At 48.3% G+C, this 13804-nt stretch carries 14 protein-coding genes; 13 read left to right on the top strand and 1 reads right to left on the bottom strand.

Annotated elements, in window-relative coordinates; genetic code table 11:
- The first annotated feature begins 56 nt into the window (after nt 1-56).
- From ACEW8F_RS04415 to ACEW8F_RS04375, 9 genes are all read left to right on the top strand, one after another.
- Nucleotides 57-665 carry a phosphoribosylanthranilate isomerase gene (locus ACEW8F_RS04415; protein ID WP_373482261.1) on the top strand — a complete coding sequence of 203 codons (609 nt, stop codon included), beginning with the start codon at nt 57-59 and terminating at the stop codon, nt 663-665.
- 539 nt (nt 666-1204) lie between these two features.
- Nucleotides 1205-2389 carry a tryptophan synthase subunit beta gene (gene trpB / locus ACEW8F_RS04410; protein ID WP_373482260.1) on the top strand — a complete coding sequence of 395 codons (1185 nt, stop codon included), beginning with the start codon at nt 1205-1207 and terminating at the stop codon, nt 2387-2389.
- Nucleotides 2382-3185 (top strand): tryptophan synthase subunit alpha, encoded by an 804-nt coding sequence (gene trpA, locus ACEW8F_RS04405; protein ID WP_373482259.1) that lies wholly within the window; start codon nt 2382-2384, stop codon nt 3183-3185. The genes trpB and trpA overlap by 8 nt, the downstream gene beginning before the upstream one ends.
- Before the next feature lie 483 nt (nt 3186-3668).
- Complete coding sequence (gene dhaK, locus ACEW8F_RS04400) at nt 3669-4664, top strand: dihydroxyacetone kinase subunit DhaK (protein WP_373482258.1); 996 nt, start codon at nt 3669-3671, stop codon at nt 4662-4664.
- Nucleotides 4665-4694: 30 nt separating this feature from the next.
- A complete protein-coding gene (dhaL, locus tag ACEW8F_RS04395) occupies nt 4695-5333 on the top strand; it encodes a dihydroxyacetone kinase subunit DhaL (RefSeq protein WP_373482257.1) in 639 nt (212 codons plus the stop codon).
- 3 nt (nt 5334-5336) lie between these two features.
- Entirely contained in the window at nt 5337-5720 is a 384-nt protein-coding gene (gene dhaM, locus ACEW8F_RS04390; protein ID WP_373482256.1) for a dihydroxyacetone kinase phosphoryl donor subunit DhaM, read from the top strand.
- A gap of 371 nt (nt 5721-6091) precedes the next feature.
- Entirely contained in the window at nt 6092-6634 is a 543-nt protein-coding gene (locus ACEW8F_RS04385; protein WP_373482255.1) for a hypothetical protein, read from the top strand.
- Between the two features lie 202 nt (nt 6635-6836).
- Nucleotides 6837-7646, top strand: coding sequence for a zinc transporter ZupT (gene zupT / locus ACEW8F_RS04380; RefSeq protein ID WP_373482254.1), 810 nt, complete (start codon nt 6837-6839; stop codon nt 7644-7646).
- A gap of 60 nt (nt 7647-7706) precedes the next feature.
- Nucleotides 7707-7994 carry a YciI family protein gene (locus ACEW8F_RS04375; RefSeq protein ID WP_373482253.1) on the top strand — a complete coding sequence of 96 codons (288 nt, stop codon included), beginning with the start codon at nt 7707-7709 and terminating at the stop codon, nt 7992-7994.
- A 98-nt stretch (nt 7995-8092) separates the two neighbouring features.
- Here the strand turns inward: ACEW8F_RS04375 and ACEW8F_RS04370 are convergent, their stop codons facing one another.
- Nucleotides 8093-8494, bottom strand: a complete 402-nt coding sequence (locus tag ACEW8F_RS04370) for a bacteriohemerythrin (protein ID WP_373482252.1) — start codon at nt 8492-8494, stop codon at nt 8093-8095.
- Between the two features lie 263 nt (nt 8495-8757).
- On the opposite strand from ACEW8F_RS04370, the gene ACEW8F_RS04365 reads away from it, so the two are divergent.
- The 4 genes from ACEW8F_RS04365 to ACEW8F_RS04350 all read left to right on the top strand — a co-directional run bounded on the left by ACEW8F_RS04365 (nt 8758) and on the right by ACEW8F_RS04350 (nt 13786).
- Nucleotides 8758-9444, top strand: a complete 687-nt coding sequence (locus ACEW8F_RS04365) for a B12-binding domain-containing protein (RefSeq protein WP_373482251.1) — start codon at nt 8758-8760, stop codon at nt 9442-9444.
- Nucleotides 9441-10505, top strand: a complete 1065-nt coding sequence (locus ACEW8F_RS04360) for a uroporphyrinogen decarboxylase family protein (protein ID WP_373482250.1) — start codon at nt 9441-9443, stop codon at nt 10503-10505. The genes ACEW8F_RS04365 and ACEW8F_RS04360 overlap by 4 nt, the downstream gene beginning before the upstream one ends.
- Nucleotides 10495-12015, top strand: coding sequence for a diguanylate cyclase domain-containing protein (locus tag ACEW8F_RS04355; protein WP_373482249.1), 1521 nt, complete (start codon nt 10495-10497; stop codon nt 12013-12015). Before ACEW8F_RS04360 ends, ACEW8F_RS04355 begins: the two co-directional genes overlap by 11 nt.
- Nucleotides 12016-12250: 235 nt before the next feature.
- The gene (locus tag ACEW8F_RS04350; protein WP_373482248.1) at nt 12251-13786 is read left to right on the top strand and encodes a hypothetical protein; all 1536 of its coding nucleotides are present in this window, start codon (nt 12251-12253) and stop codon (nt 13784-13786) included.
- Nucleotides 13787-13804 lie beyond the last annotated feature (18 nt).

Below are 13804 nucleotides of genomic sequence, written 5' to 3'. Positions count from 1 at the left end.
GCCAAACGTTTATTATAAAATCGGCGCCGGATGGAATTAAGAACGAGGAGTTAACCATGACAAAAATAAAAATCTGCGGCTTATCCCGCTTAGAAGATATTGCGGCGGTGAACGCGGCCCGGCCGGATTATATTGGCTTTGTCTTTGCCAAAAGTAAGCGCCAGGTCGATTTAGAAACGGCCCGGGCCTTAAAACAGGCCCTGGATCCCGGCATTGCCGCGGTGGGGGTTTTTGTCAATCACCCGGTGGCCGAGATCATTGCGCTGGCCGCGGCGGGCATCATCGATCTCATCCAGCTCCATGGCGATGAGGACGAGGCCACGGTGCGGCTCTTGCAAACCCAAACTGGTTTGCCGGTGATCCAGGCTTTCCGGATCAGCAGTCCGGCCGACATCCGGACTACCGCCGCTGATTATCGGCTTTTTGACACCTACGACCCCAGCCAATACGGCGGTTCCGGGGCGGCCTTCAACTGGGAGCTGCTGGCCGGCGTCAGCGGCGATTTCTTTCTCGCCGGCGGCCTCAACATAGATAACATTAAAGCCGCAATCCAGCAGGTCAATCCCTACTGTGTCGACATCAGCAGCGGCGTCGAAACCGACGGGGTCAAAGACCGGGACAAAATTATTGAAATTGTGGAAATGATCAGGAAGATTAACCGTTAATAAAAGATCCAAATAAAAGCACTGACGCAGAGCATTATTTAGTAGGGGCGATCATTGACCGCCCGGAACGTCGATCTTATGTTAATACGTCAATTTTAAAAATCAACAGCTCTCAGGCGATTGATAATCGCCTCTACGAACCGAGATTGACTACATTGTATTATTTATATACTCTATGGAATGTATTATTGCATTGGACTGGCACTACCGCCATAACACAAGATACGAACAATCATAGCTTCGCTGTCGGTTCCCAAAAACAATTTTGTGAATTTAAAAAACGAACCTTGTAATTAACATAACCAAGTACCGACAATTGTTACATCATGTTGTGTGCCTCAAGGCGAACAGTTGCAGACTGAACTTAATATTTCAACGTTGTTTATATGCAACTGTACGAATTGTGCGCATTCAACAGATTAACAATTGGTCGGTACGCCAGCGAAGTGCCAACCTCAAGTTCACCCAAAATTGTCCCAAAACCGTCAGCAAAGCTCACGGCAGTCCAATAAAGGACGATACGAAAAAGGAGAAAGAAAATGAGTAAAGGAAAATACGGGATCCACGGGGGTCAGTACACACCAGAAACCCTGATGAATGCCATTATTGAAGTGGAAAAAGCCTACGAACACTATAAAAACGATCCGGCCTTTCAGGCCGAGTTAACCGAATTATTGAATGAATACGCTGGCCGGCCCTCACGGCTTTATTATGCCAAGAAAATGACCGCCGATCTGGGCGGGGCCAAGATTTATCTCAAACGGGAAGATCTGAACCATACCGGCTCTCATAAGATCAACAACGTATTGGGACAGGCGCTGCTGGCCAAGAAAATGGGGAAAACCCGGCTGATTGCCGAAACCGGCGCCGGTCAGCATGGCGTCGCCACGGCCACCGCCGCGGCCCTGATGGGTTTTGAATGCGAGATTTTTATGGGCAAGGAAGACACCGACCGTCAGGCCCTGAACGTCTTTCGGATGCGGCTGCTGGGTGCCACGGTTCATGTGGTCACCTCCGGGACGATGACCCTGAAGGACGCTGTTAACGAAACCTTCCGGGAATGGACTACCCGGGTCGACGATACCCACTACGTCCTGGGATCGGTAATGGGGCCCCATCCCTTCCCGGAAATGGTGCGCGATTTTCAGAGCGTCATCAGCAAGGAAGCCCGGGCCCAGATTCTTGAAAAAGAAGGCCGTTTGCCCAGCGCCGTGATCGCCTGTGTCGGCGGCGGCAGCAATGCCATCGGGGCCTTTTATAACTTTATTCCCGACGCCGAAGTGCAGTTGATCGGCTGTGAAGCGGCGGGCAAAGGGGTGGATACCGCCCTCCATGCGGCCACCATTGCCAATGGCAGTCTGGGGATCTTCCATGGCATGAAATCCTATTTCTGTCAGGACGAATACGGCCAGATCGCCCCAGTTTACTCGATTTCGGCGGGGCTTGACTATCCCGGCATCGGGCCAGAGCATGCCCATCTCCACGATACCAAACGGGCTGAATACGTGCCGATCACCGATGATGAGGCCGTCGCCGCCTTTTTCTACCTGTCCCGCACCGAGGGGATTATTCCGGCCATTGAATCAGCCCACGCCATTGCCCATGCGATGGTACTGGCACCGACGATGACAAAAGACCAGATCATCATCGTCAATGTTTCCGGCCGGGGCGACAAGGATGTGGCAGCGATTGCCCGATACAAGGGGGAAAATATTTATGAGTAATATAATAGAAGCAAATAAAATTAAAGCCAATAAAATATCCGAGATCTTTGTGGATCAGAAAGCTTTTATCGCCTTTTTAACCGCCGGTGATCCGTCACTTGATAAAACCGAAGAGTTTATCCTGGCCATGGACGCGGCCGGGGCCGACCTGATTGAAATCGGCATTCCTTTTTCCGATCCCATCGCCGAAGGGCCGGTGATCGAAGCGGCCAACGAACGGGCTCTGAGCGTCTTCACCACCACTGATAAGATCTTTGACATGGTCGCCCGGGTTCGGTCCCAGACCGCCATGCCGCTGGTCTTTTTAACCTATATGAATCCGGTGTTTGTTTACGGGGTAGAACGGTTTTTTAGCGCCTGTCAGAAAAATGGGATTAACGGCATCATTATCCCGGATCTGCCCTTTGAAGAAAAAGGCGAGATTTTAAGTGTCGCCCAGGCCCATGACGTCGACGTGATCACGTTGATCGCCCCGACCTCCGAGGATCGCATTCAGATGCTGGCCAAACAGGCGACGGGTTTTATCTATCTGGTGTCTTCGCTGGGGGTCACCGGGGTTCGCAGTGAGATCAAAACCGATCTGGGGGCGATTATTGAAGACATTCGCAAGGTAACGGATACACCTGTTGCCGTGGGCTTTGGCATTGCGACTCCGGAACAGGCCACGACGATTTCACAGCTGGCCGATGGCGTCATCGTCGGCAGCGCCATCGTCCGGATCATCGCCGAGCACGGTGCCGCGTCCACCGGCCCGCTCTCCGACTACGTTCGCAAGATGAAGGCGGCATTGGTTTAGGGTGACTAGGCAGTAAAGATAGTACCGACAATTGTTACATCATGTTGTACGCATCGGAGCGGACAATGCAAAGCCTGTCCGATTCTGCGCGCAGGCAACGAGCCAAGCACAAACTTGTTTGTAGTTGACAACTGCTCGCGACTAATGCGAAAGGAGCAAAGCAGATTTCGCATAGCGCAGCGAACAACAGATTAACAATTGGTCGGTACGGCAGGATAACCTATTGGTTTAAGTATAGCGTTATCCATCATTCAACCCCTTATACACTGTACAAAATTTACAAAAGATTAACATAAATTTTATCCAGCTGCCCCCAACCCTATTGACAGATCGATTTTTTACCACTTTAGTTCGTAATTTTTCTTGTATTGGTAGAAATCGTCCAAAAAAAATCTTTTGATATCGTTTTTTTACATTCAAAATGGGTAAAAACGTGTTATAGTATGGATTAGAGTACTAATAATGTTTATAGGAGGAAGTCTTATGAAAAAATTTATTAACGATGTAGAAAATGTGGAAAATGAAATGCTGGAAGGTATCGTTCTGGCCCATCCCGAATATGTTGCCCGTGTTGAAGGGTTTGACGTGCTGGTCCGCGCTGACAAAAAAGTCGGCAAGGTTGCTCTGGTAAGCGGCGGCGGCAGTGGTCATGAACCATCCCACGGCGGGTTTGTCGGTAAAGGGATGCTTGACGGTGCTGTTGCTGGCTCGGTTTTCACTTCTCCCACCCCAGACCAGGTATTTGAAGCGATCAAAGCGGTTGATGCCGGGGAAGGTGTATTATTAGTTATCAAGAATTACACCGGTGATATCATGAACTTCGAAATGGCCGCTGAACTGGCCGAAGCTGAAGGCATCAAGGTTGCCAACGTGGTTACCAATGATGATGTTGCTGTTGAAGATAGTCTTTATACGACCGGCCGCCGCGGTGTTGCCGGAACCGTGTTTGTCCATAAAATTGCCGGTGCCAAAGCCGAAACTGGCGCCAGCCTGGATGAAGTCAAAGCGACAGCCGAAAAGGTTATTGCCAACGTCCGGACCATGGGTGTGGCGTTAAAACCGTGTACCGTTCCCGCTGCTGGAAAACCGGGCTTTGAACTGACGGAAGATGAAATGGAACTGGGTATCGGGATCCACGGCGAGCCGGGAACCGAACGAAAACCAATCCAGACCGCTGACGAAATCGTCGATTACCTGATGGAACGGATCTTAAAAGATATGGATCCAAAAGCTGGCGACGAAGTTGCCGTGATGATCAATGGTGCCGGCGCTACCCCACCGATGGAACTGTATATATTAAACCGTCGGGTTCAGCAAATTTTGGCTGACAAGGGCGTTAAAGTTTTCAAAACATTCGTAGGCGATTACATGACCTCCATCGACATGGCTGGCGCATCCATTACCTTATTAAAACTGGACGCCGAACTGAAAGACTTATTACTGGCCCAAGCTGATACCATCGGCTTCAAAATGTACTAAAAACACCACACATAGAAACGAGGAAAATAAATGGCAACAAAGGCAGAAGTGCTGGATTTTATTCGGCTTTATGCGAATAAGATGGCAGAACATCGACAAGAATTGACCGATTTTGATCAGGCAATCGGGGACGGTGATCATGGCATTAACATGAGCCGGGGCTTTAAGGCCGTGCTGGAGAAATTACCGACGGTTGAAGATAAAAATATTGATGATATTTTAAAATCAGTGGGGATGACCCTGGTTTCCACCGTTGGTGGAGCCTCCGGGCCCCTTTACGGCACGGCGTTTATGAAAGCCGGGGCAGCGGTTAAAGGCAAGGAAGAATTATCCGATCAGGATGTGATTCTGGCCTTTGATGAAGCCGTCGGTGGGATTCAGTTCCGGGGCAAAGCGGTTCAGGGTGAAAAAACCATTCTCGACAGTATGATTCCGGCCATCGATGCTATTAAAGCCAGCATTGCCGCTGGTAAATCGATGAGCGAAGCCCTGGTCGACGCGGAAACCGCCGCCTGGGATGGGGTCGAATATACCAAAACCATCATTGCCACGAAAGGCCGAGCCAGTTATCTGGGTGAACGCAGTATCGGGCATCAGGATCCCGGCGCCACTTCGATGGCGTATGTTTTTCAGGCAGCTAAAGAAGTCGCAGCGAAGGCAGGTAATTAAGAAATGGTAGGAATCGTAGTTGTTTCTCATAGTCAGAAAATAGCTGAAGGGGCCGTCGAACTGGCTAAACAAATGGCACCTGAGGCCAGCATCGCAGCCGCCGGCGGGATGGAAGATGGCAGCATCGGTACCGATGTTTCCAAAATTCTGGTCGGCATTGAAGCGGTTGATCAAGGCGATGGGGTGGTTATTCTGGTTGATCTCGGCAGTGCCGTGATGAGCTCGGAAATGGCCATCGAAATGCGGGAAGGCGGCAGTCAGGTCAAGATCATTGATGCGCCCATCGTCGAAGGAACGATTTTCAGTTCTGTGGAAGCATCCATCGGCTCATCCTTTGACGAAGTCGTCGAAGTCCTGGCCGGAGCTAAGGCTTATAAAAAATTCTAAAACAATCGGATCAACACAGGCACCCCGGGTAACCGGGGTGTTTTGTCTGTAAAATAAAAGATAACCTAGTACCGACAATTGTTACATCATGTTGTACGCATCGGGGCGAACAGGTTGATAAACCTGTCCGATCCCGCAGCGAACAACAGATTAACAATTGGTCGGTACGGCAGTTACAAACGATCAGTCATTCCCCGGGTAACCAGGGTGTCTTTTTATATAAAACTTTTATATAGAACATGAAGAGTTTTTACGAAATGTGATGAAATTTGTGAGCAATTGTGGTATACTGCTTTTAAATAATATCACGAGCGAATTGCCAGCTCAGCGCATCGCTGCCAGAGCGTGCCACCATATGAAAGGGGAAAGCCATGGATCCAATCAGTTTAAACGCCGTCGAGGCCCAGGGGCCATCTATTTCGCTGTCAAAGAAAATTGATGCCGTTACCATTAAACCCACCGGGGACAGCGTGAACCCTCAGAATGCCGCCAATGCGGCCAATTCATATTACAAATACGACACCATGGAACTCAGCCGGGAATATGTGGGGTATCGGATGAAAAGCGAAAATAACACCGTCAACAGCGATACCGACCAGGGCAATTCCATTATTGATCAGAAATCGTCACGGATACCCAGCGACGATGAAAAAGAAAACCGCGAAAAAAAGGAAACCAAAAGCCAAACCGCTGAGGTCGATGAAACCGAAGACGAGAAAGTTTCCGGCAACCAGCTGGGTGGCTACACCAGTTCAGAACTGAAGGGCCTGGTTTTATCCGGCAAGATTTCCGTGGCCGCCTATAACGGGGAAATGAAAAGCCGACAGGATGATAACAAGCCTGCTGAGCCTCAGCAACCTAAAAAACCGGTGCTGGGGCAATCCGGTCGAAAAGCGGCAAACAGTTTATTCTAATGCTTCGATTGATAAGCATAAATCCTATGAAAGAAGCGATAGCCCGGATCTCTATCATCCAGCGGAATGCTTCTTTTTTTATGCGTTTTTTCCGCAACCACGGAGCGGTGACTTTTCCTGTTTCAATTTTGACGCATTCGTGATATATTATTTCTGTTGCCGTATTTCCCGGCAATCGAAAAACCCATAAGGATGTGAAACAATGAACTCTTCTAACTTAGCGATCGCCATCCTCCTGACCGTGCTGGCCGGCTTGTCGACCGGTATCGGCGGGCTGATTGTGCTGCTTTTTGAAAAAACCAATACCAAACTTTTATCTGTGGCGCTGGGATTCTCCGCCGGTGTCATGATTTACGTATCTTTTGTGGAACTGCTGTTTGAGTCCCGGCGGCTGCTGATTGCCAATCTGGGTGAAGCAACGGGGATCTGGGTCAATGTTATCGCCTTTTTTGGCGGGATGCTGATGATTGCCATTATTGATAAGCTGGTGCCCTCCTACGAAAATCCCCACGAGACCCATATGATCGAAGAAGCCGCCTCCTGTCCGGTGGATGGCAGTCAGAAACTGCTGCGGACCGGTATCTTCACCGCCGTGATCATTGCCATCCACAATTTCCCCGAAGGAATGGCCACCTTTGTTTCAACTATTCAGCAGCCTTCCCTGGGATTGGCCATAGCCATTGCGGTGGCTATTCATAATATTCCCGAGGGGATGTCGGTGGCGATTCCAGTTTTCTGTGCCACCGGAGACCGGAAAAAGGCCCTCGGTTGGTCTCTGCTTTCCGGCATGGCCGAGCCGTTGGGGGCGCTTTTGGCCTATTTTATCCTGCTGCCCTTTCTCAATGACACCGTCTTCGGGATTTTGTTTGCCGGCATCGCCGGGATCATGGTCTTTATCTCACTGGACGAGCTGCTGCCCACCGCCCGGGAATACGGCGAACACCACCTATCCATTTACGGGCTGATCGCCGGGATGATGCTGATGGCATTCAGTCTGATTGTGCTGATGTAGGGAGCTGCTAAACTTAGGGCACTTCTATGGCTTGAAATTTTAAAAACGAGGAGCAAGAATATGTTTATTATCTTACTAAATTACATCCGCCCGGTGGAAGAAGTGGATGCGGTCATCCCTGCTCATATTGATTATCTGGAGCGCTATTACCAGCTGGATAAATTTGTTTTATCCGGCCGAAAAAGACCCCGGACTGGGGGGGTGATTCTCTGTCAGGCCAAAGATAAAGAAGAAGTCTGGACGATGATCGCTGAAGATCCCTTTTTCATTAAAAAAGTGGCGGACTATGATGTGCTGGAATTTCTGCCAACCAAGACGGCAGTCGGACTGGAACGCTATCTGGTTTAACTGGCAATAAACGGATTAACAATAAAAGAATTTCCAACGGAATACAAAAAATCCCACCTGTGACTAGAAAAAGTCCTGGGTGGGATTTTAATTGTTAATTATAAAGTTTTGGCGTAGGTGCCAATTTTTTTATCCATACCGGAAATATGCTTGGTCAGCCAATCAACCACCATCTGGTTAGCATTGATGATCACTGAAATATTACCGCCGGATGTATCATAAGCGGCTTTTAGCTTGGTAAGTTCCGCCACAAAATTCTTGTGGGCGGTTTGCTGTTCAGTCAGGCCCGGGTATTTGATGCTGGCCATATAGCTTTCTTCATCACGGAAATGCTGTCTGGTATAAGCATCCAAGAAATTCAGCAGGTCACCGACCATTTCTTTGGATTTGCCATTTTTACCGGCTTCAAAAAGATCATCAGCCATTTTAAATAATTGTTGATGCTGTCCGTCAATGCTGTTGACGCCGACAGATAAATCCTGAGTCCATACAATTGCCATATTAAATCCTCCTAGTGAAAAAAATTATGTTCAATATTATTCATTTGGTTCTGTAAAAATTATAACGCGGAGTAGAAAAGAAATCAAGAGTCATTCTAAATAAATCACAGATATGAATCATTAATGGTGTTGGTAATGTAATGCTATTATAAAGCGGATCCTCCGTACTTAATCATTTGCGACAAGAATCTTGTTTACCCTATTAATAATCGGGTAATATAATGTTATTCGCAAAGGTTTCCGCAACCCATAATGGAGTGGGTGTGGGAAGACAGATTCTCAAAGATTTTGTGAAAGTTGGTAAACAAATGAAACAGAGAGACAGTCACACACAGCTTTTTTTAGACGCATTATTGTCCATGGATCGCATCGGTTCAGAAATCGTGCTCCGGGATGTGGCGGCACAGCACCAATCCTTTGAGGATGTGGAACGGGTAATCACTGAGACTCTGGTAATCATCGGAGATGGATGGGAGGCTGGGGATTATTCCCTATTCCAGATTTATATGAGTGGGGTAATCTGTGAGGAAACAATTGCCCGGATGCTGCCGGAATTTAGGATTGAGCGAAAAAATAGTCCAAAAATCGGTATTGGGGTGTTAATTGATCGTCACGCTTTGGGTAAACGCATTGTCAAAGCTGTGGTTCAGGCCGAAGGATTTGAAATTTTTGATTTTGGAGACGGCCTCTCCGTGGATGAGATGGTTGATAAAACGATGGCCTATCGCATCGATGTGCTAATGGTTTCAACTTTAATGTTGCCTTCGGCTCTTAAGGTCAAAGGGATTCGAGAACAATTTGATCAGCGCAAACTGAAAACCCGCCTGATTGTGGGTGGCGCACCTTTCCGCTTTGATAGCAGTCTCTGGCAGCAGGTAGGGGCCGACGCTGACGGTAAAAATGCTACGGCGGTGATTTCAATCATTGAAAGGCTGGTGGATCGACAATGAAAACAGTAATGTCATCAATGGAGCGAGTACTGACAGCCATGGCCAATCAAGAACCGGATCGGGTCCCGCAGTTATTGTTATTCTCACTCTATGGTGCCCGGGAATTGGAAATGTCGGTTAAAGATTATTTTATGGATGTAGATCTGGTGGTGAATACCCAGCTGATGCTGCAAAAAAAATATCACAACGACTGCCTTTATACCTTTACCTATGCTGCCATTGAAACCGAGGCCTTTGGTGGCGAGGTGCTTTTTGTTGATGACGAACCGCCCAATGCCGGGGCACCGCTGATTACCAGCCTGGAGGGCATTCCCAGCCTGACTCTGCCGGATCTAGGAACCAGCCCGGGACTGCTGCGGATTCTGGAGCTGACCCGGCGGCTGAAACAGGCAGCAGGAGACAGCATTCCCATTATCGGGGTGGTCATGTCGCCGTTTTCACTGCCAATCATGCAGCTGGGCTTCGAAAAATATCTGGAACTGATTTATTTCAGACCAAAGCTGTTTAATCAGCTGATGGCTCTCAACAGTGTATTTTGTGTTAACTGGGCTAATGCCCAGCTGGCTGCAGGGGCCACAGCGATCTGTTATTTCAATCCCCTGGCTTCACCCACCATCATTGAAAAAGCTACCTATTTAAAAACCGGCTACGCCTGTGATTGCCAGACCTTGGCAAAAATCAAGGGTCCTACAGCTACCCATCTGGCCTCGGGGATTGTCCTGCCGGTGCTGGATGAAATTATCAATAGCAAAACTGCCCTTCTGGGCTTCGGTCAGGGGGATGATGCACCGGTTTTAAAGGCCCGATCCCGGAATCGGATCGCCCTGGCAGGAAACCTTAATGGCATCGAAATGGTCAACTGGAGTCTGGAAAAAACCAGGATAACCGTCAAAACTTTGATCCGCCAGGCCGGGGTCGGCGGGGGACTGCTGATCTCCGACTCCCATGGGGAAATCCCCTATCAGGTGCCGTCAGATGTGTTAGCCACCATTGCCGAAACAGTGGGGGAATGGGGACAGTATCCTCTTGAATGGATAGGAGCGGATCAGGATGCATCTTAATCTCTATGTCTGTGAAAACTTCGTCTGGGATTACCGCCAGATTATTGAGCAGAACCATTTTGATTTTGTAACGGTGGTGCCTTTTAATTGTTTATGTAATGATCGCAAAAAAAAGCAGGCGGTGGCACAGCAAATTTCGGAGGATCTGGGTGAAAAAATAATTATCGCCAGCCGGAACTGTGTGGTGTCCAAAATGTTGTCCCAGGACGATGCCCAATTGGGGGTATCCCTGGGGAACTATTGTTTTCACGATTACGTCAACGAAAAATTTATTGATTACATCATTGAAAAGGGGGGCTATATCGTTACCAGTGGCTGGCTTCATGGTTGGGAAAAATGGCTGGCCCAAGCGGGGTTTGATCAGAAAACGGCCCGGAAATTCTATCAGGAGTGCTGTTCGGAACTGGTGCTGCTGGATACCGGTAACGATCCAGCCATTGAGAAACTGCTGACGGCTTTTGCGGCCTATGTGGATCTGCCCTATCGGATGATCTATGTGGGGATGGAGGGGCTGTCCCTTTATCTGGGTAAACTTATCAATGAATGGCGGCAGACCCGAGAAGGGCCAAAAGAGGAAAAGCTGATTCTAGATGAGCTGAAAAAAAAGGGGGCGGAATATGCGGCAGTGCTGCATATCATAGAGGAAATCACCGGCTATACAAAAAAACGGGATATCATTGCCAAAATCAAAGAGCTATTTGCTTATATTTTTGGCGCCGGTCGGGTTCGTTTTCTGGAGGCCGGGGATGATGATTATTTTGAGACCTATATCCGAACAGAATTTAAGAACCCGGAGGATGCATTTGTCATCGATCAGAACCGGCATTATCTGGTAGTAAAACTAAGCCGCTATGGCGAAACCTTTGGGGCCCTGGAAATCGGGGAATTTCAGAAGCCGGGAAAAATTAATGACTATGCCAATTTTGCCCTGAGTGTTGCCCGGGTCAGTGCCCTGGCCATTTCCAATTCGGTGCAATATGAGCTGCTGGAACGTTCCCGTGATGAGGTCGCCTATATCAGCTATCACGATTCCCTCACCGGGCTGTATAACCGGAATTATTTTAATAAAGCAACCAGCCAGCATCAAATACCCGCTCATACTTGTGCTTTTGTTTGCGATATTGACGGTCTCAAGCGAGTTAACGACGAGTATGGCCATGCCTGGGGGGATGAGCTGATCACGGCCGCTGGTCGGGTGCTTAAAAAAGCCTTCAGAGAAACCGATCTGGTGGCCAGAGTGGGGGGCGATGAGTTTTATATCATTGTCTATGACTGTGAATCCACCACCACTGAGACTCTTGAAAAGCGGATCTTTACCATTATTTCAACCTACAATGAAAGCATAGCTGATCACATTCTGAAGCTGAGCCTGTCGGTAGGCTATTGTCATGGGGATGAAGAAAACACGCTGGGAGATAAGCCGTGGTCATGGGAAGAACTTTTTAACCAGGCCGATCAGCGGATGTACGCTCAAAAAGCAGAAAAGAAAATTAAAACTGAGACTAGATAGCGCAAATTAAACAAATCCCCCTATTCAGAATCGCTGGAACAGGGGATGATTTCCGAGGTCTGAGATTGACAAAGCGCCTAATTTGTAACAATCACAAAAAATTACACTTGTAAGTCAAGGGTAAAACCATTATGATTATTAAGACGGTGAATAGTAGCAAGGATAATTGAATAAAAATCTTTAAGGAAAAATAATAAAGTCGAAACAGGCAACATTGCGAACATGGGGAGGTCTTATGTCATTACTCAGTAAAAAAATAGAAGAATATATTATGGAAAGCGGTGAAACTGTCCAGTCCCTGGCGGAAATGGGAAGTTTCAATCGCACCACTTTACAGCGGGTTAAGTCTGGGGAACGGTTGCCTACGCGAGTATTTTTTAAAAAATTGACCAGAGTCCTACGGCTTTCACCAGCGGAAGAGGCGGAACTGGAAACCCTGCTGGAAATCGCTCAGGTCGGCGATGGCATCTATGCTAACCGGAAGAAGATCATTGAGCTCATTGAAACAATCTCTGAATTAACCGAATATCAGATCCCCTTTTCCAAGGAGATCAGTCAGAAAGAATCCGTTGAAAACACGGGCAATCAGGTGCAGTCCCTGCAGATCGTCTCCGGAGAAAAACAGGTGCTGAGCCTGATTGAGCATAACATTGACCGGGAATTGTTTCAGGCCGCCGATCCGGCAGTGAAAATGGCCATTCCCTATGGTTTCCAGGCGGTTTATGATTATCTTTTTCAGCAGCTGCTGGGGAATAAAAAACAATTAAGTCTTCAGGATGTGTTGACTCTGCGCCGGGAAGTTGGCGACAGGGCCGCCGATCCGATGCTGGGGGCCCTGAAACATCTGATTGCCCTGACGCTGCTGGACAATGTGAATTATCAGTCCCATTGCTGCCTGCAACAAACAGAAAAGGTCATCCCCGGCCAGGAAATAAGCGCCCTGTTCCCCTATTTTATCTTAACTTCCAGCGCTGTCATCACTATTTCCAGGGATCTGACCCAGGCGGTGCTCTACCAGGATACGGCCTTTTATCGCCTTTACTGCGACTGTTTCGAGGAAATGCTGGCATCCACCCAGCCTTTTATTCTGGAGAGCAATGATCTCTTCAAGGTTTTTGATCTGGACCGGAAATTTAAGGTAGAAGTTATCGTTGAACCGTTGCCCTGTTTTGCTTATTATACCGACCGGGACATGCTGGAAGCCAAGCTGAATAAGCATTTTCCCCATTACGAACCGCTACTGGAGGCGGTGGACCGCTATTACAATTATTTCCGGCAGGTCAGCCGGGGCATGCTCAATGTCTTTTCACTGAAAAACCTGCGGCAGTTTATGGAAGATGGCAGTTTGGCTTATCCGGAAGAAATCTATCATCTGCTAACGCCGGTTGAACGGCTGACCGCCTTAAAACAGATCCGGGATGATCTGCTTTATAATCGCCGAAGCCTCTTTGCCTTGGATGACAACAAACTGTTTTTGAACTCAGCGATGGAGTTTATTTACGAGAGCGCTGATTGCTTGCGTCTGATTCTTCACTATAAAATCGATGGCCGGGTGATCTATAAAACCATCGAACTCCGGGAGTTTGGCATCATTGCGGCGTTTAAGGAGTTTTTCACCAGCCTGCCAGACAGCGATTACGTTCTGCCCACCGAAACCACCCTGGCGGCGCTGGACGCAATGATGCTGGAATACGAAGCTGCCTTCGCCAGCGTAACCGAAACTCCAAATTTTGCAGAAAAACTTGTCGAATCATCGCCACAGAGGTTATAATAAGCTATCATTCCATAA

Origin of the sequence: Acetobacterium sp. (assembly GCF_041752335.1) — a bacterium.
GTDB lineage: Bacteria > Bacillota > Clostridia > Eubacteriales > Eubacteriaceae > Acetobacterium.
This window is presented reverse-complemented; position numbering and strand designations above follow the sequence as displayed.